This window comes from Halosolutus sp. DAT137, from assembly GCF_059736405.1.
On the sequence record NZ_JCAQID010000008.1, the window covers coordinates 300243 to 326296 of the forward strand.

30 protein-coding genes and 2 tRNA genes are annotated in these 26054 nt (G+C 61.0%); 7 read left to right on the forward strand and 25 right to left on the reverse strand.

Going from position 1 to position 26054, the window contains the following annotated elements; genetic code table 11:
- Positions 1–65: 65 nt before the first annotated feature.
- From idsA3 to mvk, 4 genes are all read right to left on the reverse strand, one after another.
- The gene (idsA3, locus tag AC6I6L_RS14580) at positions 66–1124 is read right to left on the reverse strand and encodes a geranylfarnesyl diphosphate synthase (protein ID WP_497918491.1); all 1059 of its coding nucleotides are present in this window, start codon (positions 1122–1124) and stop codon (positions 66–68) included.
- A 1-nt stretch (position 1125) separates the two neighbouring features.
- The gene (locus AC6I6L_RS14585) at positions 1126–2478 is read right to left on the reverse strand and encodes an RNase J family beta-CASP ribonuclease (protein WP_497918492.1); all 1353 of its coding nucleotides are present in this window, start codon (positions 2476–2478) and stop codon (positions 1126–1128) included.
- Between the two features lie 286 nt (positions 2479–2764).
- The gene (locus AC6I6L_RS14590) at positions 2765–3517 is read right to left on the reverse strand and encodes an isopentenyl phosphate kinase (RefSeq protein ID WP_497918493.1); all 753 of its coding nucleotides are present in this window, start codon (positions 3515–3517) and stop codon (positions 2765–2767) included.
- The gene (gene mvk / locus AC6I6L_RS14595) at positions 3514–4500 is read right to left on the reverse strand and encodes a mevalonate kinase (protein ID WP_497918494.1); all 987 of its coding nucleotides are present in this window, start codon (positions 4498–4500) and stop codon (positions 3514–3516) included. Before mvk ends, AC6I6L_RS14590 begins: the two co-directional genes overlap by 4 nt.
- Before the next feature lie 200 nt (positions 4501–4700).
- Between mvk and AC6I6L_RS14600 the strand changes: the two genes are divergently transcribed.
- Complete coding sequence (locus tag AC6I6L_RS14600; RefSeq protein WP_497918495.1) at positions 4701–5921, forward strand: outer membrane protein assembly factor BamB family protein; 1221 nt, start codon at positions 4701–4703, stop codon at positions 5919–5921.
- Positions 5922–6036: 115 nt separating this feature from the next.
- On the opposite strand, the gene AC6I6L_RS14605 is transcribed toward AC6I6L_RS14600, so the two are convergent.
- The 19 genes from AC6I6L_RS14605 to moaA all read right to left on the reverse strand — a co-directional run bounded on the left by AC6I6L_RS14605 (position 6037) and on the right by moaA (position 19114).
- Positions 6037–9048, reverse strand: a complete 3012-nt coding sequence (locus tag AC6I6L_RS14605) for a DUF7286 family protein (protein ID WP_497918496.1) — start codon at positions 9046–9048, stop codon at positions 6037–6039.
- The gene (locus tag AC6I6L_RS14610; protein WP_497918497.1) at positions 9045–10256 is read right to left on the reverse strand and encodes a DUF7284 family protein; all 1212 of its coding nucleotides are present in this window, start codon (positions 10254–10256) and stop codon (positions 9045–9047) included. The genes AC6I6L_RS14605 and AC6I6L_RS14610 overlap by 4 nt, the downstream gene beginning before the upstream one ends.
- Positions 10250–10765: a DUF7285 family protein gene (locus AC6I6L_RS14615; RefSeq protein ID WP_497918498.1), complete on the reverse strand. Its 516-nt coding sequence runs from the start codon at positions 10763–10765 to the stop codon at positions 10250–10252. Before AC6I6L_RS14615 ends, AC6I6L_RS14610 begins: the two co-directional genes overlap by 7 nt.
- On the reverse strand, positions 10743–10955 hold the full coding sequence (locus AC6I6L_RS14620; RefSeq protein ID WP_497918499.1) for a hypothetical protein: 213 nt from the start codon (positions 10953–10955) through the stop codon (positions 10743–10745). Before AC6I6L_RS14620 ends, AC6I6L_RS14615 begins: the two co-directional genes overlap by 23 nt.
- A gap of 375 nt (positions 10956–11330) precedes the next feature.
- The gene (locus tag AC6I6L_RS14625) at positions 11331–11459 is read right to left on the reverse strand and encodes a hypothetical protein (RefSeq protein WP_497918500.1); all 129 of its coding nucleotides are present in this window, start codon (positions 11457–11459) and stop codon (positions 11331–11333) included.
- Positions 11460–11596: 137 nt separating this feature from the next.
- On the reverse strand, positions 11597–12397 hold the full coding sequence (gene rpsB, locus AC6I6L_RS14630; protein ID WP_497918501.1) for a 30S ribosomal protein S2: 801 nt from the start codon (positions 12395–12397) through the stop codon (positions 11597–11599).
- A complete protein-coding gene (gene eno, locus AC6I6L_RS14635) occupies positions 12394–13605 on the reverse strand; it encodes a phosphopyruvate hydratase (RefSeq protein WP_497918502.1) in 1212 nt (403 codons plus the stop codon). Before eno ends, rpsB begins: the two co-directional genes overlap by 4 nt.
- Positions 13602–13787, reverse strand: a complete 186-nt coding sequence (locus tag AC6I6L_RS14640; protein ID WP_497918503.1) for a DNA-directed RNA polymerase subunit K — start codon at positions 13785–13787, stop codon at positions 13602–13604. The genes eno and AC6I6L_RS14640 overlap by 4 nt, the downstream gene beginning before the upstream one ends.
- A 2-nt stretch (positions 13788–13789) precedes the next feature.
- Positions 13790–13984 carry a DNA-directed RNA polymerase subunit N gene (locus AC6I6L_RS14645; protein ID WP_497918504.1) on the reverse strand — a complete coding sequence of 65 codons (195 nt, stop codon included), beginning with the start codon at positions 13982–13984 and terminating at the stop codon, positions 13790–13792.
- A 12-nt stretch (positions 13985–13996) separates the two neighbouring features.
- A complete protein-coding gene (locus AC6I6L_RS14650) occupies positions 13997–14395 on the reverse strand; it encodes a 30S ribosomal protein S9 (RefSeq protein WP_497918505.1) in 399 nt (132 codons plus the stop codon).
- On the reverse strand, positions 14389–14838 hold the full coding sequence (locus AC6I6L_RS14655; RefSeq protein ID WP_497918506.1) for a 50S ribosomal protein L13: 450 nt from the start codon (positions 14836–14838) through the stop codon (positions 14389–14391). Before AC6I6L_RS14655 ends, AC6I6L_RS14650 begins: the two co-directional genes overlap by 7 nt.
- Positions 14835–15188, reverse strand: a complete 354-nt coding sequence (locus tag AC6I6L_RS14660) for a 50S ribosomal protein L18e (RefSeq protein ID WP_497918507.1) — start codon at positions 15186–15188, stop codon at positions 14835–14837. Before AC6I6L_RS14660 ends, AC6I6L_RS14655 begins: the two co-directional genes overlap by 4 nt.
- A 161-nt stretch (positions 15189–15349) precedes the next feature.
- Positions 15350–15434, reverse strand: a tRNA-Leu gene (locus tag AC6I6L_RS14665).
- Positions 15435–15568: 134 nt separating this feature from the next.
- The gene (locus AC6I6L_RS14670) at positions 15569–16318 is read right to left on the reverse strand and encodes a DNA-directed RNA polymerase subunit D (protein ID WP_497918508.1); all 750 of its coding nucleotides are present in this window, start codon (positions 16316–16318) and stop codon (positions 15569–15571) included.
- 4 nt (positions 16319–16322) lie between these two features.
- Positions 16323–16712, reverse strand: a complete 390-nt coding sequence (locus AC6I6L_RS14675; RefSeq protein ID WP_006064324.1) for a 30S ribosomal protein S11 — start codon at positions 16710–16712, stop codon at positions 16323–16325.
- Between the two features lies 1 nt (position 16713).
- Positions 16714–17235 (reverse strand): 30S ribosomal protein S4, encoded by a 522-nt coding sequence (locus AC6I6L_RS14680; RefSeq protein ID WP_497918509.1) that lies wholly within the window; start codon positions 17233–17235, stop codon positions 16714–16716.
- Complete coding sequence (locus AC6I6L_RS14685; RefSeq protein ID WP_497918510.1) at positions 17235–17753, reverse strand: 30S ribosomal protein S13; 519 nt, start codon at positions 17751–17753, stop codon at positions 17235–17237. Before AC6I6L_RS14685 ends, AC6I6L_RS14680 begins: the two co-directional genes overlap by 1 nt.
- A 72-nt stretch (positions 17754–17825) precedes the next feature.
- Positions 17826–17908, reverse strand: a tRNA-Ser gene (locus tag AC6I6L_RS14690).
- A gap of 174 nt (positions 17909–18082) precedes the next feature.
- Positions 18083–19114, reverse strand: a complete 1032-nt coding sequence (gene moaA, locus AC6I6L_RS14695; protein ID WP_497918511.1) for a GTP 3',8-cyclase MoaA — start codon at positions 19112–19114, stop codon at positions 18083–18085.
- A gap of 260 nt (positions 19115–19374) precedes the next feature.
- Here moaA and AC6I6L_RS14700 point away from each other — a divergent pair, with 260 nt between their 5' ends.
- Positions 19375–20043 carry a helix-turn-helix domain-containing protein gene (locus tag AC6I6L_RS14700; protein WP_497918512.1) on the forward strand — a complete coding sequence of 223 codons (669 nt, stop codon included), beginning with the start codon at positions 19375–19377 and terminating at the stop codon, positions 20041–20043.
- Positions 20044–20238: 195 nt separating this feature from the next.
- A complete protein-coding gene (locus AC6I6L_RS14705; RefSeq protein ID WP_497918513.1) occupies positions 20239–20448 on the forward strand; it encodes a hypothetical protein in 210 nt (69 codons plus the stop codon).
- Positions 20449–20533: 85 nt separating this feature from the next.
- Here AC6I6L_RS14705 and AC6I6L_RS14710 read toward each other — a convergent pair whose 3' ends face one another.
- The gene (locus AC6I6L_RS14710) at positions 20534–22006 is read right to left on the reverse strand and encodes an RtcB family protein (RefSeq protein ID WP_497918514.1); all 1473 of its coding nucleotides are present in this window, start codon (positions 22004–22006) and stop codon (positions 20534–20536) included.
- A gap of 106 nt (positions 22007–22112) precedes the next feature.
- Entirely contained in the window at positions 22113–22556 is a 444-nt protein-coding gene (locus AC6I6L_RS14715; RefSeq protein WP_497918515.1) for an archease, read from the reverse strand.
- Between the two features lie 94 nt (positions 22557–22650).
- Between AC6I6L_RS14715 and AC6I6L_RS14720 the strand changes: the two genes are divergently transcribed.
- From AC6I6L_RS14720 to bcp, 4 genes are all read left to right on the forward strand, one after another.
- On the forward strand, positions 22651–23127 hold the full coding sequence (locus AC6I6L_RS14720) for a GNAT family N-acetyltransferase (protein WP_497918516.1): 477 nt from the start codon (positions 22651–22653) through the stop codon (positions 23125–23127).
- Positions 23128–23245: 118 nt separating this feature from the next.
- On the forward strand, positions 23246–24421 hold the full coding sequence (priS, locus tag AC6I6L_RS14725; protein WP_497918517.1) for a DNA primase small subunit PriS: 1176 nt from the start codon (positions 23246–23248) through the stop codon (positions 24419–24421).
- Positions 24418–25323, forward strand: coding sequence for a DNA replication complex subunit Gins51 (locus AC6I6L_RS14730; RefSeq protein ID WP_497918518.1), 906 nt, complete (start codon positions 24418–24420; stop codon positions 25321–25323). Before priS ends, AC6I6L_RS14730 begins: the two co-directional genes overlap by 4 nt.
- A 102-nt stretch (positions 25324–25425) precedes the next feature.
- Positions 25426–25905: a thioredoxin-dependent thiol peroxidase gene (gene bcp, locus AC6I6L_RS14735; protein WP_497918519.1), complete on the forward strand. Its 480-nt coding sequence runs from the start codon at positions 25426–25428 to the stop codon at positions 25903–25905.
- Positions 25906–26054 lie beyond the last annotated feature (149 nt).

Consider the following 26054-nt stretch of genomic DNA (forward strand, 5'->3'; position numbering starts at 1 on the left):
GCGGTGAGTCTCGATCGAGATCGATCCGCCTCAGCTAGAGCAGTTGCCCGATCGGGGCGTCGCGATCAGTAGCCGCGCTCGATCAGGTAGTCCGCAAGCGCACACAGCTGTTCGCGAGCCTGGTTGTCCGGCACGACCTCGAGACGCGCTTTCCCTTGGGCGATCAGATCGCGAGCTGTCTCGTTCGCGTAGGCAATCGAGCCGACGGTTTCGAGTTCGGATACCGCCTCGTCGATCTCTGCCTCGGTCACCGCTTCGACGGTGCTCGTATCGACCAGTGACTCGACATCGAGCCCCTGATCGCGGGCATGAACGGTAATGAGCGTCTGTTTGTTTTCGACCAGATCGCTGCCGCGTTGTTTCCCGAGCTTCTCGCTCGGGACGGTCAGATCGAGCACGTCGTCTTGAATCTGGAACGCCCGACCGATGTCGAGTCCGTAGCCGTAGAGGGCCTCGATCGTCTCGTCGTCCGCACCCAGCAACACCGCGGGGAGTGAGGCCGAGGCGGCGTACAGCACCGCGGTCTTCTGTTCGACCATCTCGAGATACTCCTCGGGTGAGACGTCCGCCCGTTGTTCGAACGTGACGTCCAGCGACTGACCCTCACAGATTTTCGTACAGGTCGTCGCGAGCACGTCGAGAGCCTCGACCGATCGATCGGCGTCCGCGCCGGTTTCGAGCATGATCTCGAACGCTTTCGAGTAGAGCGTATCGCCCGCGAGGATCGCGGTTTCGAGATCGTACTCCTTGTGGACTGCGGGAACGCCCCGCCGGAGGTCGTCGTCGTCCATGATGTCGTCGTGGATCAGCGTAAACGACTGGATGACCTCGACGCTGACCGCTGCGGCCATAACGTCGATCGTCTCCGCATCGGACCCCTCGAGGGTGGGAAACGATCGATAGTCGGCACTCATCGGTTCGATGTCGGCGAGGGCCTCCGCGGTCGTTAGCAAGACGGCCGGGCGAAGCCGTTTTCCCCCGGCGTCGAGCAGATAACGGGACGCTTCGTAGAGTCGCTCCGGTCGTTTGATCGGCAGCGCATCCGGAATCGCGTCGTTGACCTGCTCGCGGCGCTTGCGAACCGCCTCGAGAACCGCTTCTTCTCGTGCCTCGGCGCTCGTCATGTCAGTCGACGATCTGGATGAGGTTTCCGTTGCGCGTGACGTGGAGGTCCCGTCCCATCTTGTACCCCTCGCTCTCACAGAGGTTGACGTAACTCGAGTAGCCGCTCATGTCCTGGTGTGCGGGGATGATGTGCTGTGGCTGGAGCGCATCGAGCATTGCGTAGTGACCCTCCTGGTTGAGGTGGCCCGAGACGTGGATGTCGTCGTAGACGCGGGCGCCCTGCATGCCCAGCAGTTTCTCCGCCTGATAGCGCTGGCCCTCGTTGGTCGGCTCCGGGATCACACGAGCGGAGAAGACGACCTTGTCGCCGTCGTCCAGTTCGTACGGCGTTTCGCCGCGGGCCATCCGGGTAAGCATCGCGCGTGGCTCTCCCTGGTGGCCGGTGACGACAGGCAGGAAGTTCTCCTTGCCCTCGTTCATGATCCGCTTGAACGTCCGATCGACGGACTTTCGATGGCCGAACATCCCCAGATCGTCCGGGAAGTCGACGAAGTCGAGTCGCTCGGCGGTGCCGGAGTACTTCTCCATCGATCGGCCGAGCAAGACCGGCTGGCGGCCGATATCTTTCGCGAACTCGACGAGGCTCGTCACGCGGGCGATGTGACTCGAGAACGTCGTCGCGACGATGCCGCCGTCGTAGTCTTCCATGCTGTAGAGGACGTCGCGAAGGTGCTCGCGGGCGACGTTTTCGCTCGGCGTTCGCCCCTTCTTGTTCGCATTCGTACAGTCCTCGATGTAACAGAGGACGCCGTTGCCCTCGCGACCGATCTCGCGAAACCGCTCCATATCGATCGGGTCGCCGATGACCGGCGTGTGGTCCATCCGTTTGTCCAGCCCGTAGACGACCGCGCCCTCGGGCGTGTGGAGGACCGGATTGATCGCATCGATGATCGAGTGCGTGACGTTGACGAACTCGAGATCGATCTTTCCGGAGTCACCGATCGACATCGTCTCGCCGGCGTCCATCTTGATCAGGTCGTTCTCGACGCCGAACTTCTGTTCGCCCTCGATCTGCTGTTTGACCAGCTCGATCGTAAACGGCGTGGCGACGATCGGCGCGTTATATCGGTGGGCCAGTTTGGAGATAGCACCGATGTGATCTAAGTGACCGTGAGTCGGGACGATCGCCTGTACGTCGCCTTCCAGGTCGGACATGATCCGGTCGTCCGGAATCGCGCCCATATCGATCAGATCGAGACTGTGCATCCGCTCGGTCTCGACGTTGTCGTGGATCAGAACCTGCGAGAGGTTCAGGCCCATGTCGAAGATGACGACGTCGTCGCCGGCGCGAACGGCAGTCATCTGCCGTCCGACTTCCTCGTAACCGCCTATCGTTGCAATTTCAATTTCCATGGTCGTTGTACTGAAAGCCGCGTGGTGGACTCTCATCGAAACGGTCCGCGGACTCCCGGTCATGCGGCCCCGGCGTCTTACAGCGCGTCGGCCATCCCGCTATGCGTTCGTGACAGCGACGACCGTCGAACGATCGGCCACTGCGTAAACCACGAACGCACTTGCCCGCGGGCTTCGCTAAGGCAACCTACACGCCGGGGTGTTAAAAACACAGTGGGTTGGTGATTCCGTCCCTGACGATGGGGTAGTAATTCCGTCCCTGACGATCGTTTCTCGCGACCCCGTCTTACTCAATCGTCGTCCCGACCGCACTCCCAGCGAGGAACCCCTCGAGATTGTCCGGGCCAAAAATTGTCGCCTCGGGGTCGAGTTCGAGCAGGGTCTGCACCTTCGCCGCCATGCCGCCAGTCACGTCGGTCGACTCGCTTTCGTCGAGGACATCCGCGACATCGTCGTAGGATTCGATTCGATCGATCACGGCGTCGTCGCCGTCGAGGACGCCCGGAACCGTCGAACAGAGTCCAATCCGGTCAGCATCGAGGTCTCCTGCGAGTGTCGCGACCAGTTCGTCCCCGCTGACGATCGTTGCGCCGGCGCTCTCGTGGGCGATCACGTCGCCGTGGAGGACGGGGACGAACCCCTCGGCGAGCAGCGTCGCGACCTGTCCGGTCGGAAGCGAAAGCGACGCCTCGTCGTCGCGATGACCCGTCGAGAGTGGATGGACGGGAACGGCCCCGACCCCCCGGTCGTGGAGTCGCGAGAGGACGAAGTTATTCAGCGTCTTCATCGCGCCGTGAATATCGAGGACGGCTCCCGCGTCGCGTGTCCCGCTTGTCGTGCTGACACCGTGTTCGCTCGCCGCGTAGTGGCCGAAGCTGCCGCCGCCGTGGACGATCACGAGGCCATCAGCGAGCGCGCCCTCGCCGCGATCGATCGCCGCCGCAATGGCGTCCGCGGCCCGGCCGAGCGCCTCGCCGTCTAGCGTCTCGGCGCGATCTTTGTCGGTAATCACGCTGCCACCGAGTTTGAGTACGATCATTCGAGTTGCTTCACCCCCTCCTCTGCGAGTTCCGCACGAAAAGCGTCCTTGCAACCCGGCGTATACGAAAGTGCCGTCTCGGTGTCTTCGGTTGGATCGAGCGCAACGATACAGCCGCCCCCGCCAGCGCCGGTCAGTTTCGCGCCGTAAGCATCGGCGTCTCGCGCCGCCCAGACCATCGCGTCGAGCGATCGCGAGGAAACGCCGAGCGCCGAAAGTAGTCCGTGGTTGAAATTCATCAGTCGGCCGAGTTCCTCGACATCGCCGTTTGCGAGCGCGGCTTCGCCGTTGCGGACGATGTCACCGATCGTCTCGACCGTGTCCGCTGCGAACTCGTACTCCTCGCGGAGACGCCGCACGCCAGCGACCAGTTGGCCCGTATCCCCGGCCCCGCCGTCGAACCCGATCACGATCGGCAGGTCTGGAGCGTCGATCGCCTGACAGTCGTCGCCTTCGACACGAACTGCGCCCCCGGTTGCCGAGCAGAACGTGTCCGCGCGCGAGGCCTGTCCGTCCTGGACCGCGTGTTCCGTTTGAAATGCGCGCTCGGCAAGTTCGTCCGTCCCAAGGGTAACGCCGAGCTCTCGCGTCGCAGCGTCGATCGCCGCGACGACGACCGCGGCCGAGGAGCCGAGTCCCGCACCCAGCGGGATCTCGCTTTCGATCGTCACATCGAAGCCCACGTCATCCGCCCCGGTCACGGCGCGAACCTGTTCGATCGCCCCGTCAACGTAGCCCATCGCGGCGCTGACCAGCGACTCCGAAACGTCGACGTCAGGTCGATCGTCCGGACTCGCACCGTACTCGACGGTAAACCCGTTCAGACTGAGGTCCTCGGAGTGAACGCGTAATTTCCCGTCGTCGCGTCGATCGACCTCCACCTGCGCCCGCTTCTCGATGGCACACGGCACCGCAGGCTCGCCGTAAACGACTGCGTGCTCCCCGAACAGATAGACTTTGCCGGGAGCGCTCGATCGTGTCATGGGCGGGCGTTCGTACGACGACGGTTAATAGCTTCTGTGTCCGCCGTCCTCGGCGGTCCCTGATGAGAACCGACAGCAGATCAACTCCGGTATGCCCACCTGATCGAACGGATACCAACCTTCCGGCGACGAATCCCGAACCAACGATCGGTAATTACCACTGCAAAAGTCATTTAGTTGTTGAAAATAAATGTCGTGCAATGATCGATCGCGACTCGCAAACGCGACGACGATGGCTTACCACCTGCACAACGCTTGCGGGTGCACCGATAGTCGCCGGGTGTTCGGAGCGTTCCGCCGAAACCGATCGCAGCGACGACGGGAAGAATAGCAACATTGAGAACGCGGATTCAACCGTGGACTCGACGGAAGCCGACTGGCCGATGTACGGTGTCGATCTGCAGAATACGGCGCATCACCCAGAAGCGACGGGGCCCGATGGTGACGAACTGGTGTGCCGACCGGTGATCGATCTGAACGGAGGGAGTTATCATCCGCCAGCGATCGTCGACGGAATCATATATGTGCCGAGTAGTAATGGAAAAACCTACGCAGTCGATCGTGACAGCGAAGAAATTCTCTGGGAAGGGGACGGGTACGGAGCGCCGATCGTTCACGACGGGATGGTTTATGGTCCGAGAGACGGCGGGCAGCTATATGCATACCACGTCGATACTGGAGAGCAATGGGCTTCAGATGAGATAGAGTCTGTAAATAGTATGCGCACACCGATCCCTCTCGGAGAGAGGCTTCTGGTTGCAGCGGATGACGTGATCTGGCAAGTCAACACTAATACAGGCGAATACACAAAATTCTTCGAGGCATCTCCGTCTATCACATATTTCACAGATATACCGGCGTTTCATAATGAAATGTATTACGTAGGACGTTCCTCTGAGCTATATGGGATAAGTGCCGATACGGCGGAAGTCGAATGGAAGTTCGAAACTGAAGAAGAAAGAAAAATCTCCGATAGCAACCCGGCCGTCAGTGATGGGTTAGTTTACGTTACTAGTGGGGATCGACAACTCCGTGCGATCAGTATTGATTCAGGTAAAGAAGTATGGGCTGCCAAAATGAATCGTCGAATCGAGACAAGTCCAGCAGTTGCAGACGGAATCGTTTACACTGGCGATCGTACTCAAATAGTAGCAGCTGATGCCAAAGACGGTAAGCTGCATTGGAAAGCAGATGATTTTGTCGTAGGAGAACCAAAGGATATTGTAATAGCCGATGCTATTTGTTACGTCATTACTAGAAATGGACTCTCGGCGTATGACGCAGCATCTGGAGAACTTGAATGGGATTACATAGTTCCCGACGAGAGCGACATCAGGTTCAGTTCGTCCCCTGCAGTTTCCGATGGAGGGATCTACCTCTCCTCTCGGGACGAAACCCTGTACGTGATCGAAGAGGCCTGATTCGAAGAGCAAAATCAGTCAACGGGTAACTCCCCCTCACGGATATCGGGCGGCGTATCTTGCTCGGTCTGGATAGAAGAGATCCGAGATTGAACGCGGATGTTTGTGTGTGGCGTTACAGACAGTTCTCTTCTGATTCAGGATCGTCTTCACCAAACTTGGGACCAATCTCGTCCCAGAGGGGCGAACAGAGTTCGCCCGGCGCGTCTCCACCAAGTGTGTTATCACCGACTCCGGGGGCACCCTGTGGCAAGAACTGTGGTGCGGGTACGATAACGAGTATCGTCTGGCCGTTCTCGTACTCAATTGGATCGGTCGATCCGAGTTGGAGATCGTCCCCGTCAGGAGTCTCCAGCACGACATCCTTGTCTTCACGGATGTACGTCGTTGAATCGGTTATCGACGGATCGCCGCTAGTCGACTCTATCTCGAAGCGTGCGTATTCGCCCTCGGTTTCGATGTGCCAGACGTCGGCCTGTAGATAGAATAGCGGTGGCCACGGAATTAATGGAAATCCAGGCAGCCCAACCTCGTTTTCGTACCCGACACCCATCGGGGCAAAGTCCACATCCTCGTCGATGTCCAGTGGGCCATCGCCTCTGGCCCGGACTGCAGGAACCTCAGTCTGGTTGACCGCGACCTGTGACGTATGATAAGTAGGTGAGCCATCGACGTCAATGTTGACGTCATTCAGTACCTCCGGCGTGTCGACTTCGGCACCACCTTCGTCTTGAAGCATCTCCTCACCCGCACCCAACATTTCATCGAGTAGATCCATCGGGCCGTTAATAACCTCGTTTAGACTATCCAAAAACTCACCCAACAGATCGTTCAGCATATTTTCGCCACCCTGTGCTACTTTTTCGTGCTCGCTGGCTAGGTCGTCGATATGCTCGTAAATGTTGTCGAAGTACACCTGTCGCGCCTCCATTCTCGCGAGATCAGGTGCATTTTCGTACTCCTCCGCGTCATCAACGTGTTCGTTCTCCATCTTTTCAAATCCGTCCTCGTGCTCACGGAACGGACTCGGATCGGCATCGAGAACGTCCATGAGTTCGGCTTCGACCGGTTCGACTTCGGTGACTGTCTCCAGATGAACCTCGAGGAGAAGCCCCATAATCCAGCTATGGAGTAGCTGCCTATTGTTCGGTTCAATCACCAGTTCCTCCTCGTAGCCAGTATCGTACTTGATCGCGTCTCTGAAGTCGATAGCGGATTCGATATCGCTGTCTCTCGATCGAAGCCAGCTCTCTAACTCGGAATCGCTATCGATATTTTCACCGAAGAAGTCTTTGGTCACTTCGTCTGGCGCTCCGTCCCAGTTGGTTGCAGTGCCCACTGGACCAGCGGATCCACCACTATCGAGGACGTGACCGATATCACTCGGGCTAAGCTCTGAATCCGGGGCAAACTCTCCGTGGAGTTCGTAATATCCAGTATAGTTGGTGGTCCGGGACTCGCTTTTGATCGCGTCGGTCGACGAATTGGTATTCGTGTCGTTCCACGTCCGTGTCGTGGTGTACCGCATCTCTATTTCAGTCTCTACAGACACTAATGACCGATCGAGACTCGTATCCCCGTTGTCCGCAGTCGCTTTCTCTATACTCGCATCGATCCCGATTCTCGATGTCGTTCTTCTGGTGTCTTCGATCGTATAATTCTCCGTGTCGTAATCGTCTGAATCGAGCCGTGGTGGAAACGGATGTGTTCCACCGTCTCTGGTAACTATCCCTCTATCGAATTCTGAATTCACCGTATAGATTTCGTCGATTACGACACTAATGTCATCGTCCTCTATTGCTTGCCTTTGAAACTCAGTAAAACCTCCAATGAAATCAGTGAGAGCCTCAGAATCAATGATATTCTCAGTGGTGTCTATTCGATCGCTCTGAGCAAAGTAGTCGTCCAGATGATCAGAAGTAAATCTTTCACTATTATTTAATGGTTCGTACGAATCATCTTCAATTATTTCACGATCGTACCCACCCTCCATCTCGTGATACGCCATATCCGCGAACGGATGGCCCTGAATTTCCCCGCTCTTGTCGATATGGTCTAACAGTCCCGCAATGATCTCCTCGATCGTCGGCATCGACGGCAATTCGCCATCCGGAGAAACGAGGCCCCTGGTGCAGAGTTCGTCGACTGTAGTAACGTTCTCGTCGGGGTGAAGATCGTCCGCGATCGCGTCGAATCGATCGCGATCGACGATTTCGAGTCCCGCGTCGACAAGATCGAAGGCCATACAGAGGAACGGTCCAGCCATGACGCGATTCCCGTAGTCGTCCTGGGTTCCGAAGACCTCCTGTTGGGCCGCAAATCGGGCATCGTTCGCCATCACTTCCGTGTGGTCGTTCGGGGTGACGTTCTCGAAGGCGCGATCGCTGGCGTCGCCAGCGAGTCGATCGTAGTAGGCTTTCCCCCAGACGAGGGGCCACAGTCGTTTCGCGAGGTCGTAGCCGTAGCCCTCGCGATCGGCAACGCTGTCGAGCATTCCCTTGTTCAGGTACTCCTCGTACTCCTCGACGCGATCGTGAAGTTCCATCATTGTCGTCCCGATCGCGACGGTGATATCGCGCGTCGTCACTGTTTCTTCGCGCCCGGTCTCGTCGAGTACGGTGAACTCGACGTTCTCGATCGTCACCTCCATGATCCCGTCTTTTTCCTCGAGTTCGACGGCGTCGATCGCGCCCGCGAGTTCGTCCTCGTCCGTCCAGTCGTCGATTGCTGGGACCGAGATCTCGACGGTCCGGTCCTGCCCAACGTCTTGCTCGCGGCCGTCGAGTGCGGCCGTGACTTCGGCAAAGATCGTGAGCCGCGTCTGATCCTGAAATGCCTGATCCGCGTCGAGTACGTCCTCCATGTCGGAATGGACGGTCGTCACGGGCGATCGAACGACCCGATCGGTCGCCCGAACGGCCGCGTGACGGATCTGTCCGGTCGCGTAGGCTTCGCCGCGGTCGATCGCCACGGCCGTACTGCGATCGATCTCCGGCTCGCTTCGCGTTTCCAGCGTGGCGACGATCGCGGCGCTGCTGACGAGCAACAGCGCGCCGATAACCGCGAACGGAATCCGCGCCCGGTCGTCGTCTGCGATCGAAACCGTGGTGGATTGTCTCGTCCTCATTCGTCCCAGGTGTGAACGGTGACAGTCACCTCGTCGTTCGACAGCGCCTCGACGACGGTCTCGACTTTCTTCTCCTCGCGTTCTGCACCCTCGTAGGCCTCATCGATCGACGCGAATTCGTCCTCGAATGCACGGGGAATGTCCGCCGCGATCCAGGCGGCGAGTGCGTCGGCGTCGGTGAAATCGTATCCTCCCTCCTGCCCGACCAGAACCTGGCGATTGGCTTCCTCGGCGCGGGCTTCCGATCGAACCAGCGGACGGTGTATGTCCGCGTTCCGAAACGAAAAATCTCCGATTGCCGTGACGATCGAGTTGTAGTGATAGACCTTGAGTGCGCGATCGATCCCCTGATCTTCCAGCGCGTACTGGGATGGTTCGGGTGGGAATAGTCCGGCGACGACTTCCTCACCGATTACGGTTCCAGCCGCCGCGTGAGACTTGTTCTCCGAGCCTTTCATTCCGGAAACGTCTGCAGAGTCGTCGATCGCCGGAAGCACGTCGGCTATGTCGTCGATCCATTCGTCCCACCAGTCGTTGGCGTCGATCCAGTTCTCCTCGAGTTCTTCCTCATCGATCGTCGAAAAGCCGCTGGGAACCGTCGTCGTCGCACTGGAAACATCTGCAGTAGCAGGCGGTCGTTGGCCGGCGGTTGCCGTTCCGTTGATAGCCGCACCCTCGTAGGGTTCCCACGTGGCGACGACGTAGACATTCCGTTCGGCTCCGAAGAGCGTTTGTCGGATGGCCCAGTCGAGAGCCTCCTCGTAGGCGTCGCCGTACGCTAGGATCGGTTCGCCGTCGATCTGATGGTTCGCCACGGCGGCGTCAGCCAACAGTCCGAGCGGCGCGCCGTGATCGGTTCGCGTGTACGTGGTGGCATCCGTTATGACTGGTTCCGAGAACGCCGCCTCGTTCCGTACGGCTTCGAGATTGTACGTGACGGTGACCGTCGACGTGGCGAGCGTTTCCATCGCGTGACTTGCCGACTGCCCGTCCTGGTCCCGGTCGATGACGCCCGTCCCAGCGCCGTTTGGTTCGCGGACCGTCGACTCACCGCTGCCGCCGCTGTCGCCAAGCGAAGCGGCGACGAACAGCATGCTTGCAGAAATCAGCAACAACGCAAGCGTGACGTCGACGACGGTGCTGACACCTCGATCGGAACTGGAACCGCGTCGCTGGTTCGACATCTCGAGTCGACGCACGACTACCATACCTCAACATAAAGCGTGCCGCCGCGAACGTCGGCGGGGGTCACTTCGATCGGAACGGGCCGCGTCGTGGCTCCCGTGTCGGCGGGTTCTCCCGGTCTTCGTGGCGGACCGAAATCCTGTTCGTCGGCTTCCACCTGTTGCTCGGCTAAACTGTTGCCGTCGGATCGGAACTGTGCCGCCGCGACCTCCGTCGCCATCCCGTCGTCGTACGTCCAGAGTTCGATGTAGACGTTCTTGCCGAAGGGGAGCGATTCGCGATCGATAGCCTCTCGCATCGCGGTATCCGTCCCGGACGCGTACTCGTAGGCCGGAAACACGCCGCGATCGTCGTCCTGGAGGTCCGCCCAGACGAGATCGATCGTCGTCTCTTCGACGGCGCGATCGGTCTGGCTGGGGAGGATAGCACCGACGTAGACCGCGTAAGCACTAATGCCGACGCCGATCGCCATCACGGCGACCAGCGCCCCGATCGGTTCGGTCTGGGCTCTAGACCGGTCGACTCGTCTCACGAATCTCACCTGTCGTGTCGCTAGTATCGACACACATCTCGACGACGGCGAACGGATCATCTTTGACCGGTGTGGGGCGTAGTTGCGATCGACCGCGAGTCGCGCGGGCGTCGGTAGCTGGTGTGGAATGCGTCGCCATCGATTCGTCGAGCAACGCGCCCACGCCATCGCCAAGTGCGTTCCCATCCATAGCTCGACTGGCCGCCCGTTCGTATTTAAATTCGGAGTCGCGAACGACGATCAAGGGGACAACTCACCGAGTGATCGATCGAGCCTCGAAAACAACGCTCTGGTTGACCTCTGGTCACGAAAGGAGGGGCGACTACCGTGGCGAGTGAGAACTGTGTGGTGGCGTGAAACTATAGTAGCCACTGACAGTCAATGCACACCCGATCGCACAGCCGTCTTGCGATCGGTGTGTGAATCGTTTCAGTTGTTATTATAAGTGGCGTTCCAAGCCTGAACTGATGGGTGAAACCGTTTTCGTTTATCCGGTTTCACTCATCAGTCGACGTTTGGGAAGGTACTAAGATAATCGAACACGGAAGCGAGACGAACCGGGGCGTCAGAATGCGACGAACGCGATCGCACGGTAGGCAAGGCCCAGCGCGAAGATCGCGATCAGCGCCACCGTTGCCAGCACGACGGTGGGTGGCAGCATCTCCCGTTCGAACTCGAAGAGCCAATCGATCATACCAAGTCTTTCGACGGTCGCCACCTAACTCTGTCGCTCTTCCAGTTCGATCCTCGTGCGTCGATCGTCGGAATACGAGTGTTAGATCGGTCGTTGACCGATACCGAGAGAAAACGCCGCTGTAAATTCGAATCCGGTTAGACCATACTCTCGAAGTCCTCGAGCGAGTACGACGGCTCCGCGCCGCGTCGGTCGAGGACTTCGTTTGCGAGCAGCCAGTAGACGACCGAGAGGGCCTTTCGACCCTTGTTGTTCGTCGGGACGACGAGGTCGACGTTGCTGGTCTGGTTGTTCGAGTCACACATCGCGATAACCGGGATACCGACCGTGATGGCCTCCTTGACGGCCTGGGCGTCACCGATCGGGTCGGTGACGACGAGGACGTCAGGTTCGATGTAGCCATCGTATTTTGGGTTGGTCAGCGTGCCGGGGATGAAGCGACCGGTGCGGGCGCGTGCGCCCACGGCTTCGGCGAACTTCTCCGCCGGGAACCGACCGTACTGGCGGCTCGAGGTGACGAGGATCTGTTCGGGGCTGTAGTTCGCGAGGAAGTCCGCAGCCGTTCGGATGCGGCTGTCGGTCTTCGAAACGTCGAGCACGTAGAGCCCGTCGGTTCGGACGCGGTGGATGAACCGCTCCATGTCTTTCGTCTTTTGCTGGGTCCCGATGTGGGCACCCGCCCCGAGGTAGTCCTCGACGGGGATCAGCAGATCCGCTTCCTCGTCGGACATCACGTCGTCGTCGAGCGTTGGGCCCTCGTCGACGTCGTCTGCTGGCTCCTGTTCGGCCTCGGCGTCTGCTGCCTCGGCGGACTGTTCGTCCGTCGGCTCGACGTCTGCGTCGGGTTCGGCGGCGGGACCAGCCCCCTCGGCTGGCTCCTCGTCGATCTCCGACTCGGCGGCGTCGAGCCCTTCCTGGGTTGCGTCGTTGTCTGTCATGTCGCGTCGTCTGCGATTCTGATAAGTTCGTTGAGCTTGGCGGTTCGCTCACCGCCGACTGCGCCCGTCTTGATAAACGGCGCGTCGGTCGCGACGGCGAGGTGTGCGATCGTCGTGTCCTCGGTCTCGCCCGATCGGTGGGAGATAACCGAGTCGTAGCCGTTCTCCGTCGCGAGTTCGATCGCGTCGAAGGCGTCGGTCAGCGTGCCGATCTGATTCGGCTTGATCAGGATGCTGTTTGCTGCACCCTGTTCGATCCCGTCGCGAAGGCGGTCGGTGTTCGTGACGAACAGGTCATCACCACAGATCAGCGTCTGATCACCGACGCGATCGGTGAGGTCGGCAAAGGCCTCGTAGTCGTTCTCGTCGAGCGGGTCCTCGACGTAGACGAGGTCGTACTCGCGGACGAGGTCTGCGATGTAGTCGATCTGTTCGTCGGTGTCGCGGCTGATGCCGGCGGACTCGTATTCGTAGGTTCCCGAGTCGTCGTCGTACATCTCGGCGGCAGCGACATCGAGTCCGAATTTGATCTCGAAGCCGACATCGTCTTCGACCGACGAGACTGCCTCGTCGACGATCTCGAAGGCCTCGCTGTCGTCGACCGACGGAGCCCACGCGCCTTCGTCACCTTTGCCCGACGGAAGGTCGCGTTCCTCGAGGAGGTCGGCGACTTCGGCGTGGACGGCGGCGTTCGCGAAGACGGCGTCCTCGACGCTCGGTGCGCCGACGGGTGCCGAGAGGAACTCCTGAATGTCGGTCGCGTCGGCGGCGTGTTCGCCACCGCCGACGACGTTCCCGAGCGGAATCGGGAAGTTCTGTCCGCGGAACGTTCCGCCGAGGTGCTGGAACAGCGGGGCACCCAGTACGTCGGCACCGGCTTTCGCGGCGGCCATCGAGATCGCAACCGCGCTGTTTGCACCGATCTCGGAGAAGTCGTCGGTTCCGTCTGCGGCGCGGAGAATCCCGTCGACTTCGCGCTGGTTGCCGGCGTAGGCCTCCCCGATGAGACGTGGAACGGCGTGTTCGCGGGCCGTAGCGATCGCTTCGGACGGTGGTCGCTCGACGGCTTCGTACTCGCCGGTGCTGGCACCACTCGGTGCTGCGCCACGGCCAAAGCCACCACTCTCGGTCAGTACGTCAGCTTCGACGGTTGGATTGCCTCGGGAATCGAGGATCCGTCGGAGTCGAATGTCGGTAATGAGTGTCATTTTCGATCGTATCCTCGCTTGACGGTGAACGGTAACACGCCGGCATCGTACTCTTCGGCGGCGATCAGGATCGGCTCCGTCTGATCCGTCTCGATTAGTACTGGCGCGCCGTAGGAGACCTGCAGCGCTCGTGCGCCGAGGATCCGTGCTTTCTCGTATCGGTTGTGGTGTTGCTGTTGCATGCTTACTGGTACGGAGCGACGATGTCGACGAGGTCAGTGTGCGAGACGAGCATGCGGCGACAGCAGTACCGATCGACCCCGAGGTCGTCGAGGACCTCTTGGGGGTCTTCCTCGCCGTCGTTCGCTCGCTCGTCGAACTCCTCCCAGTGTTCGCCGACGACAGTGCCACAGGTGAAACACCGGACCGGTACCATCATTGTTGAATCACCTTAGCGGTAGGACTTCTGGTAGCGGGCCCGAGCACCGGGACCGCCCCACTTTTTGGGTTCGGACTGACGAACGTCGTTGACCAGCAGTAGTCGATCGAACTCCATGAACGCGTCACGGAGTTCGGCGTCGTTCGTGTGCTGGACGATCCCGCGTGCGATGGCGGTGCGGACGGCGTCTGCCTGGCCGCTAATGCCGCCACCCTCGACGCGAACGTCGATGTCCATCTCGCTACGGAGATCCTCGCCAGCGATGCGGAACGGTTCGAGCATTTTGAGTCGCGAGGTCTCCGGGTCGACCAGTTCGACCGGCGTGGAGTTGATTCGAACGCGACCCTCGCCTTCCTGGACGGTCGCGCGTGCGACGGCGGTCTTTTTCTTGCCACTCGTGTTGGTTACCATGTGACGTTAGCACCGAGTTGTTCGGAGACTTCGCCCAGGTGGACGAAGCGAATGTTCGAGAGTCGATCCAGCGACGTGTCGTCGAGAATCTCGGCGTCGTACGCGTCGTCGTCCTCGTACGGATTGCCGAGGTAGACGCGGACGTTTTCGAACGCTTCGCGACCGCGTGGCTTCTTGTAGGGCACCATCCCGCGAACGGAGCGTTTGAAGATGGTGTCCGGTCGGCGCGGGTAGTTCGGTCCCCTGTCGGAGCCGAGCTGGATGCGCGTCCGGTAGGTCTCGAAGATGTCTTCTTTGTCGCCGGTGATGACGGCATCTTCGGCGTTGACGATCGCGATTCGGTCGCCAGCGAGGGCGCGCTGGGCGACCTCACTTGCGACGCGACCGAGAATGCAGTCTCGGGCGTCGATGACGACGTCTGCGTCGAACTCTGCGATACTCATCGAATCACCCGGACACCGGATCCATCGGGGTTCTCTTCGAGCACTTGCTCGAGCGGTACTGGGTCACCGACCTGTTCGATCTTCGTCTCGGCGGACGAAGAGAAGTTGACGGCTGCGACGGTGACGTTCTTCTGTAGTGCGCCTGAACCCAGCACTTTGCCGGGAACGACGACTGTCTCATCTTCACGTGCATACCGCTCGATACGGCCCAGGTTCACCTCTGCGTGGGTGCGCCGGGGCTTTTCGAGTCGGTCCGCAACGTCTCGCCAGACGTCGGCGTCCGTGTTTCGGGACGTCGACTTCAACTCGGCGATAAGATCGTTGAGCCTCGGATTAGTCTTGCTACTCATTGGTTTCCTCCAACTGCGAAACTGCTACTGCAATCGATCGACGACGCGCGGCTGCGTCGTCGATGGTGTTGGTCGTCCAGATATGGTCTCGCAACCCGACGCGACCGCGATCGGAACCGATCGGCTGGCCGGCGTGGGATGCTCGACAGAAACGTAGTGGATGCAGGGAGCAGGATTTGAACCTGCGGACTCCTACGAGACAGCGCCCTGAACGCTGCGCCGTTGGCCTGACTTGGCTATCCCTGCTCGCACTTCCGTCTACCCGTCGCCCCTTCAAACCCCTTTCGATTCGGACTGTCGACGCGTCGCCAGTCTCGTCGCTCGCGGCGCTGGCGACGGGCGCATCGACTGCGTAGTGAGGTCGGGGGCGGTGGATCATACTATAGCTGTACTGCGGTTTCGAGATCGGTCGCGCGTGCTTCGATCGTCTCGGCGGCTCGCGTAACCAGGTCCTCGACGGTAAAGGAGCCGTCCGTCTCCACGTGGAAGACGAAAGCGTTCGGGACGTCCTCGAGTCGAATCTCTTTGCCGGGATACCGATTCGAGAGATCGTGATCGAACTCGCTGGTCGCCACGAGTTCGCCGTCGTCCTCGATGACACCGCGAACGATCTGGCTCTCTTGTTCTTCGAACTCGGGGAGATCACCGACGACCTCCACGCGCTGAAGATGGCGGTAGCCGACCGCGACGCCACCCTGGTGTTTTGCGTGCGTTTTCCCGCGTTCGAGAGTCGCGTCTGCCTCGGCCTCGAGGCGCTGGTTGTCCTTGAGGTCGATAATCGGGACGTTCTCGTCAGCCGGTTTGACGAGTTCGTCGCTGGTGATGAGATCGCCCGAGTACGCGGTCGCCGGCCCTTCGACGTCGATCGAGAGCGTGACGACGTCGTCTTCCGCGAACTCACCGACCGGCGGCGTCGTCAGCGGGACGAGTCCCAGCCGCAAGGCGAGTTGCTCGTCGAACATGACCGACGAGTTCTCGACGAACCGGACGGTGTCGATCGCCATCGTCGGGACGTCGGCGATCATCGCTCGACGGATGCCGTTGGCGAATCCTGGCGTTACGCCGCGGACGAGAAACCGAGCCTCGCGATCCTCGCGTTCGACGAACTCGACGTCGTACTCTTCTGTCATGAGTCTAGTAGCCGCCCTTTCCTTTCGGTGCCCGCGATCCGTCGTGTGGAATCGGCGTGACGTCCTCGATGCGACCGATTTCGATGCCCGATCGGGCGAGTGCGCGAATGGTCGCCTGTGCGCCTGGGCCGGGTGACTTCTGGAGGTTTCCGCCGGGACCGCGAACGCGGACGTGCAGGCCGGTGATACCGGCTGCTTTGACTTCTTCGGCGATCGATTCGGCCATCTGCATGGCCGCGTACGGCGACGCCTCGTCGCGGTTCTGTTTGACCGCCGTCCCGCCGGAGGACTTCGCGATCGTCTCCGCGCCCGTGAGGTCGGTCACGGTCATGACGGTGTTGTTAAACGATGCGTGCACGTGGGCGACTCCCCACTTCTCGTCGTCCTGGCTCATGTTATTGACCCTCCGCTCGTTCCGGGTGGAGTTCGTCCGCGAGTGGGCTGTTCTCGTCGAAGGCCACGAGGTCTTCCTCGTCGACGTCGACGACGTACGACGGGATGCGCTGGCGCTGGTCACCGACGACGACGTGGCCGTGGGTGATGAACTGGCGAGCCTGCTGGGTCGTGTTAGCCAGTCCGCTGCGGTAGACGACCGTCTGGAGTCGGCGCTCGAGGACGTCTTCGATCTCGAGCGACAGGACGTCGCCGAGTTCGTCCGCCTCGTCGAGCACGCCGACGCGCTTGAGTCGACCGAGGAACTCTTCGGAGCGGCGGATGACGGCCTCGTCGTCCTGTGCCTGCCCGAGCAGGTCACGCGCCTCGCGCCGGTAGGAACGAAGCTGGGACTGGGCGCGCCATAGTTCTTCTTTGTTCTTCAGGCCGTACCGGTCGAGCAACGAGTGCTCGCTCGCGATCCGTTCGCCCTGATACGGGTGATTCGGCGTCTCGTACTGCTTGGTGTCAGTTCCAAGCGGCATTATTCGTCATCCTCCTCGGCAGCGGCTTCCTCTGCTTGTTCTTCTCGGATCTCTTCGACGTTGACTCCGATGGTGCCCTCCGTTCGGCCGGTGGACTTGGTTCGCTGGCCGCGGACCTTCTGGCCGCGCTTGTGGCGAACGCCTTTGTAGGAGTCGATCATCTTCATCCGGTTGATGTCGTGCTGGCGGGTCAACTGGAGGTCGTTACCGATCTCGTGAGTCGTCTCGCCCGAGTAGAAGTCGTTCTGGCGGTTGTTGAGCCAGTCCGGAACTTCTCCGGCGTAGTTCTCTACGATCTCGACGACGTCGTCGATGACGTCCTCGTCGAGTCGACCGAACGTCGCCGTCCGATCGACGCCCGCTTTCTCGGCGATGAGTCGGGCGGTCCGACGACCGATCCCGTTCATCTCCGAGAGCGAGCGCTCGACAGACTTCGTCCCGTCGAGGTCGGTTTGACCGATGCGGACGAAGTACTGAAGGTCTTCGTCCTCTTGCTCTTGAGGTGCTTCCTCGCTCATGTGTGATGGATGTATGTCTGGTCTGCGCGCGTTGCAAAGCGACTGGCCAAATTGCCAGTCTGGTGTATCCGACGTCGTGGCGGGGATTCGAACCCCGGAGGCTTGACGCCACATGGTTAGCAACCATGCGCCTTGGGCCGCTTGGCTACCACGACACCGTGAGTCTATCATCGCCCTTCCGGACTCGGGGACTGCATCCCCTACACGTATCGCAACCGAACGTACCCCCGTCGGGTACTTAAGGGCAACGAAAGGTTCCGACTATCGATCGGCGGCTTTACTGGTCGATCGAGGGAGGTGACCAGAACGAAGCGATCGATCTCGCCAGATCAGTCCGCTGGGGTTTCGATGTCGATGTACTCGTCGTTGATCTCCCACTCGCCGTCCTCGTTGCGAATCATGTACTCGCCGTAGTATGGCACCCGGTTTGTGACCACCTCGCGGAACGCCTCCCGGATTTCGGGCTTGGTCATCTCGCCCATCGGACGGAGGTCGTCGTTGCGGTTGAGACAGCCTTTGAGATACCCTTTGTGAGTAACCCGCACACGGTGACAGTTCGCACAGAAGGTGGGGTTCTCGACGGGGTCGACGATCTCGACCATTCCGAGAGCGCCCGTGTCGACGGTTTCACTCGCGTCTGCTGACGGGCGGTCTGAGCCGCTGGTTCCGACCCAGTAGCGCTTTCGATCGTGCATCTCGCGATGTTCGATCTCGATGGCCTGCTCGGCCAGCCAGTCGTGGACCCGCTGGATGTCGATGTTCCACTCCGGTTTCCCCGTGAGTTCGGGCATGTACTCGATCAACTGGAGCTGGAGACCCTCGTTTTCTGCAACGTGATCGACCATCTCCGGGACGTAGCCCGCGGTGTGCTCGAAGACAACCATGTTGAGTTTGACCGGATCCAGGCCGGCCTCGAGCGCCGCCTCGACGCCCTCGAGAACCTTCTCGTAGGCGCCGCTTTTCGTGATGGCGGCGAAGTCCTCGGCGTCGAGTGCGTCCTGTGAGACGTTGACCCGATCGAGTCCGGCGTCGACGAGGGCCTCGGCGCGATCGGGGAGAAACGTACCGTTGGTCGTCAGCGAGATCTCCATCTGGTCGGGCGTACGCTCGATAATCTCTTCGAGATCCTGGCGAAGCATCGGCTCGCCGCCGGTGAACTTGACCGCGTCGACGCCGAACTCCGCGGCGACCTCGAGAAACCGAACGACGTCGTCTGCGGACATCTCGTCGTCCTGTGGGTCCATTGGTCCCCTGGTGTCGCCAAGCCCTTCGTTGTGACAGTAGACGCAGTCGAAATTACACCGGTCGGTGAGCGAGATCCGAACCCCCGTCACCTCGCGTCCGAACTCGTCGGTGAGCATATCTGCCAGTTGCAGGCGGAACCGCTTAAACACGCCGGGCGTTCCGGCCGTTCGCAATCGATTTCGGTTACGTCGTCGTCTGCCGAAATCCGCCGCGTGTTCGACCCGCCCGTTCTCGAATTGGCTGCGCCCTCGAGCAGTGCCGGCAGACGACTTTGGCTGTCCGAGACGATGACGATGGGCGTCCGAGATGGTACGCACGCCAAACGGTCTGTGGAGACGATGAATCACTCTTGGGCGTGGACGTGGTGGTCCCCGGTATGAGTACCATTGCCGAACTGGTGGTACCCGCCGAAGAGTTCGCACTCCGCGAGACGCTCGAGCGGACCGACGAGCTTAGCGTCGAAATCGAGCGCGTCGTCGCACACGACCCGGGGTCGGTCATGCCCTACATCTGGTTCGGCGGCGACGAATCGACGCTGGCAACCCTCGACGACGCGCTCGCGGAAGACCCGAGCGTCGAAAAAGCCGAACTGCTGACGGATATCGGTGAGGAGCGCCTCTACCGGATGAACTGGGTCGACGACGTCACCGTCATGTTGCACATGCTGACCGAGGAACAGGCCACGGTGATGGACGCTTCCATCGAAAACACTCAGTGGCGGTTTCGCGTTCTCTTCCCGGAACGCGACGCGCTCTCCCGGACCTACGAGTTCGCCACCGATCGGGGACTAACGATCGACGTGCGCAAGATTCACCGATTGGACGACTCCTACAGGAACCGGTACGGTTTGACCGACGCCCAGCACGAGGCGCTCGTCGAGGCGATCGATCGCGGCTACTACGAGATTCCCAGAGGCGTCGATATGGAGGGGCTATCGGACCGGCTCGGGGTCTCTCACCAGGCGCTCTCCGAGCGGCTCAGGCGGGCCCACCGCGCGCTCGTCGAGGAGGCGGTTCACGCCGACGCACGCGGGGACGATCCCTAACCCCCGATATGGCTTGGACCTGATCTCCGATACGGCTTGAACCTGATCCCCGATACGGTCTGATCCCCGATACGGTCTGATCCCCGACGCGGTCCGGACGACACGAGACTCGTCCCTATAGGTCACGAGCGGTAGAACACCTCCACAGGCCCTGGACGGCACAACACCTATCAAATCGGTCCCGGACGTGACTGTATGGACGACGATATGCTCGCAGATCAGCGCCGACTCGTCGAACTCGTCGAAAACGAAGGCTGGGAGATCACGGACCTCGAACTCTCCGCCTACGACAGTCCATGGGCTGACGAGGACGATCCGGAGGCGACCGTGACGATCACGGCTCGAAAGCCGTACGAACGCGAGGCCGACGAGGAAGACGACGACAATCCGTTCAGGCTGAAATGATATCGTCCCCCCGGTTCGTGGGACTCTTCGGGGTTGCTGGCCGTTCTCGTGGCTTCAGGCCGTTCTCGCTGTCGCAGACGGCCGATCACCCCTTGATGTTACAGACCGGGAACGTCCGTGCGACTTTGTCTCCGATGCCGAGTTCGTCGGAGACCCGGACGACCTCGTCGACGTCCTTGTAGACGCCGGGAGCCTCCTCCGCGACCGTCGCGCCCGACTGGGCCTTGACGTAGATCTGGTCCTGTTGCTCGAGTTGCTGCTGAACGTCGCCGCCCCAGTATTCGTTTTTGGCCTGCGTGCGGCTCATCAGTCGGCCCGCGCCGTGTGCCGTCGAGCCGAACGTCAGGTCCATCGAGTTCTCGCCGCCGCGGAGGACGTAGCTGCCGGTCCCCATACTGCCCGGAATAATGACCGGCTGGCCGACGTCGCGGTACGCCGACGGCACCTCCGGGTGACCTTTGGGGAAGGCTCGGGTGGCCCCCTTTCGGTGGACGTACAGTTCGCGTTCGGTGCCGTCGTCATCGACGACGTGCGTCTCCTTCTTCGCGATGTTGTGTGCTACGTCGTACAGGAGTTCCATCTCCATCTCCTCCCACGATCGATCGAACACCCGCTCGAAGACCTGCCGGGTACGGTGCATGATCAGCTGGCGGTTGACCCACGCGAAGTTGATCGCGGCGTTCATCGCGCCGTAGTAGTCGTCAGCGAGCTGTGAGCCTGCGGGTGCGGCCGCGAGTTCCTTGTCCGGCAGCCGGTCTAACAACCCCCTGTGCTGTTTCTCGATTTTGCGCAGATAGTCGTTGCAGGTCTGGTGGCCAAGTCCACGCGATCCGCAGTGGATCAGGACGACGATCTGGTCTTCCTCCAGACCGAACGCCGCGCCCACTTCGTCGTCGAAAACGTCGGTCACGCGCTGTACTTCGAGGAAGTGATTTCCCGACCCGAGCGACCCGATCTGGTTTTTGCCGCGGTCTTTGGCCTTCTGACTCACCTTCGAGGGGTCGGCACCCTCGCGCATCCCCTCGTCCTCGCAGTGCAACAGGTCGTCCTCGACGGCGTGGCCGTTCTCGAGGGCCCAGTCGACTCCTCGCTGGAGAATCTCGTCGACGGTGTCGACACCCGCTTCGACGATACCGCCGCCGCCGAGCCCTGAGGGAACGTTCGCAAAGAGGGAGTCGACGAGTTCCTCCTCGCGGCCCTGAAGCTCGTCGTAGGTCAGGTTCGTCCGCATCATTCGAACGCCGCAATTGATGTCGTAGCCGACCGCTCCCGGCGAAATACAGCCGCTTTCGGCGTCGAGTGCGCCGACGCCGCCGACGGGGAAGCCGTAGCCCTGGTGGCCGTCGGGCATACAAATTGCGTGCTTGGTGATCCCCGGCAGATGCGTGGTGTTTTTGATTTGTTCGATCGTCTTGTCTTCGGTAATCTCCTCTAAGAGGGCTTCACTCGCCAGCACTCGCGCCGGCGTCCGCATGTCGCCTTCCCGTGGGATCTCCCAGACGTAGTCGCGGACCTGTTCGAGCGTGACGCCGTCCGCCTCGAACGTGGGGTTGCTCATACCTGAATCTCCGTCCGCAACAATGAAAGATGTTCGTCTCTCGGCTCGCCGGCGCTGGGTGCGGACCACCGGTCAGTGTTCCGGTTTCTCTCCTGGAAGACGACTTCTACACGTCGAAAACGACGTGCGCTTCCCAGCCGTTCTCGATCGCTTCGAGTCGCATCTCGGAGTACGTTACCGCTTTTACCTCGCGAGCATCGATCGTCGACAGCGGGACGCCCCGGGCGCTGGCCTCGAGCGACCACGCGTCGGTCTCGGTACCGTCATCCATCGTTTCGCCCGCTGGACCGTCGATCGATTCGACGCGGTTGTCGACAGGGAGTTCGCCGCGGACATCCCGGAGGTAGATCAGTTCGTCGAGGTAATCGAACAACAGCGCCTCGCGACTCTCTGCGGTGACTGACAGCGAGAAGCGGTCGCCGCCACCATCGCGTTCGTCACACATCGCCGCGGCGAGACCGTCGGCGACTGCGCTGAAGACGTCCGCGAGCGTCTCACCCGTCGCTGCGACGCCAACGTCAGCCGTGTGGTCGCGGAGTTCGAAACCCATCGTCACGATATTCGCCCGCCGCCGCCCTATGCCCGTCGGTTCCGGTCGCGATCTGCCGGTGGAATTATATTGGCCACGATGGTATACCGTGGTAGTGAGCGTCAACATCGACAGTCGCGTCGTCACGCCGGGGAGTGACGACTTCGTGGAGGAAGCCTGGGAGCTCAAAGAGCGGATAAGCCGGCGGGAAGCGGTCCTCAAACAGCGACGTGATTTCTTCACCGACGCGTACCGCCGATCGACGGTCCACTGCTATCTTCAGGAGGGGGAACTGGTGGGCTTTGCGGCCGTTCGACGCGACGGCTACATCCTGTTTCTGGCCGTCTCGCCCGACTCTCGAGGCGAGGGAATCGGGAAGCGCCTCATCGCCCGCGTGGCGGAAGACCACGATAGCATCACGTGTCACGCACGCACGTCCAACGAGAACGCGCTCCAGTTTTACGAACATCTCGGATTCGAGATCAAACGCCGAATCGACGGCTACTACGAGGACGGCGGCGATGCCTACTACCTGAAACTCGGTTCCGAGGTTCGGCTCACCGATCGAATTTCGGAACTCATGCGACGGTAACGTGGGCCGTCCCTCCGGAAGTGCGGTCTTCTCCAGCGACTCTCCTCGAACGCGACTGACATCTATGGCGGACAGTCCAATACAATTATACCGGCCCCACGACGAGTAGGGGAGGCGCATGGAGGAGCGAACGAGGGCCTATCTTCGGGGGCGGTTTCGCGATCACTATCGGCGGACGGAGCTAACGCCACCGCCTGCGGCGAACGAACGCGAGTGGGGATTTATTCCCTGGACCGAGGGCCCGGGAACGACGATGGTTCGCCACCGATCGCTGCTCGAGCTGGGCGATCTCTCTGAGTTTCTCGTTCGCAAACGCCCGCGACACGTCTACTTCTCGGCGGGGCGGTTTCGCGATCCGGGTGCCAGTTCGATGCACGAGAAGGATTGGCAGTCTGCGGATCTGGTCTTCGACCTCGACGCCGACCACCTCCCCGGCGTCACGCTGGGCGAGGACTCCTACGCGGAGATGCTCGCCACCTGTAAGGGCGCCCTGTTCCGACTCCTCGACTTTCTCGAGGACGACTTTGGCTTCGAGAACATGGAAATCGTCTTCTCGGGCGGGCGCGGCTACCACGTTCACGTCCGGGACGAGAACGTCGTGCACTTAGAACGCGAACACCGCCGCGAAATCGTCGACTACGTCCGTGGCATCGGTCTCGACTTCGAGGAACTAATCGAAACCGAGACGGTCGCCGGACTCGGCCGAAAAACACCCACCGAGCGACGCACGCTCCGAATCGACGGTGGGTGGGGGAGTCGCATCCACCGACACTTCATGGCCTTCGTCGACCACCTCCTCGAAATGGAAGACTCTGCCGCCCTCGATCGCCTCCAGGAATTCGACGGCATCGGGGAGGGAAAAGCACAGGCGACGCTGAACGCCGCCCGGAACAACCGGGACGGACTCGAAGCCGGAAACGTCACGGTTCACACGGCGATCGCACAACTGGCCGAGCGATTCGCTGCGAGGGCCGTCGAACGGGACAACGCACCGATCGACGAACCGGTCACGACCGATACGAACCGGCTGATTCGGCTGCCGGGCAGCCTCCACGGCGGGAGCGGGCTCAAAACCGTTCGACTCGATCGGGACGAGATCGACGACTTCGAGCCACTGGTCGACGCCGTCCCCGACACCTTTACCAGACACGAGATTACCGTCGACGTCACCGATGGCGGCCCGATCGAACTGGGCGGGAATAGTTTTACAATCACCGAGGGTGACCAGTCACTACCGGAATACGTCGCAGTGTTCCTCATGGCACGCGGCAGAGCCGAAAAGGAGAAAGAATGAATCTAGACGAGTTACGATCGGTCCAGAGCAAGGAGCGCAAGAAGGATAGCCTCCAGAATCTGCGCCCCTCGTTCTACCAGGAGGTCGGTGACTACATCGGCAACCTGGAGGCCGAACGCGATCGCGTCGCCGATGCGGCCGACGATCCCTTTTCGTCTCCCGAAGTGGGCAGACTCACCGACGAGATCGAAACCGCCCGCGACGTCGTCGAAGCCGTCTACGAACGCCGCATGGGCAAACTCGTCAAGCAAGCCAGCCTCGCCGCAGCCGGGATGGAGGCAGACGACGAGGGGCTGACGGCCGAGGAACAGGACCTCTTTACCGATCTCGTCGATCGAATCCAGTCGAACAAGGGCCGAGTGCTCGACACGCTCGAGGGAGTCGAGACCAGCGACGATTCGGCCGATACCGAGACCGATCGATCGCCCGCCGAACCAACTCCCCACACGGCCGAGTCCGATCCCGTCCCGTCCGATACGCCGCCGATCCCACCGGACGAGCCCACGCCCGAGCACGCCGCGTCTGAGGGTGGCGCGTCGACCGAGGCGACGGCGGACTCGAGTGGTGTGATGCCTGCAGACGTAATGGGAGGTGACGTGCCGACGGACGCACCGAGCGACGAGACGCCCGCTGGCCCGCCTTCCACCCCCGCCCGCGCTGGTAGCGGCCCTGACGCGCCGTCGCCGGATCACCCCCACCCCGATCGATCGGAGACGCCAGCAGAGTCGGCCGACACGGGGACGGCAGTCGATCGCGTTACCGTCAAGATCACACAGGACATCGGCTCGATACTCGGGATCGACGATCGGGAGTATACCCTCGCAGCCGACGATGTCGTCACGCTTCCCGAGCAGAACGCGACGCCGCTGGTCGAACAGGACGCGGCAGAACAACTCGAGTAAGGTAAGCGAACAGTGGCGGGGGTGTCCGCGAGACGGAAGCCCACGGGGTCGGCTGTGGGGAACAATCACAACATATACAACAGCACTCGCCAAGACAACTGCATGCTCGACGTAGGCGAGGACGCACCCGAATTCGAACTGTCGAACCAGCACGGCGAGACGGTCCGCCGCTCCGACTTCGAGGGCCAACGACTTGTCGTCTATTTCTATCCGCGTGCGAACACGGAGGGCTGTACGATCGAAGCCCAGTCGTTCAACGAGGCGACATCGCAGTTCGACGATCGTGACGCACACATCGTCGGCATCAGCGACGATCCGGTCGAAGACCTGGCCACGTTCGCGGCCGACTACGACCTCGAATTCGACCTGCTGTCGGACGAACACGGCGAAGTCGCGACGCTGTACGATTCCTACGGCGAGAAACAGATGTTCGGCAACACCTTCGACGGCGTTTTCCGGAACACGTTCGTTGTCGGTCCGGACGGTACGATCGAGGCGGTCTACGACGGCGTTACGCCCGAGGGCCACGCAGAGGAGATTCTGGGCGACCTGTCCGGGCAGGAAGTCCCGGCTTCGGACTGAGTCACGGGTCGACGCGAGGTCCCGGTCTCGTTTAACAGACAGCGTACCACTGGCGTGGCGGTCACTTCTGATGCGGCGATATCGATCGACCTCCCAGTAGTGGGTTCACTGCATGGGACACGAAACAGTCCCCCCAAAACGAACACGCG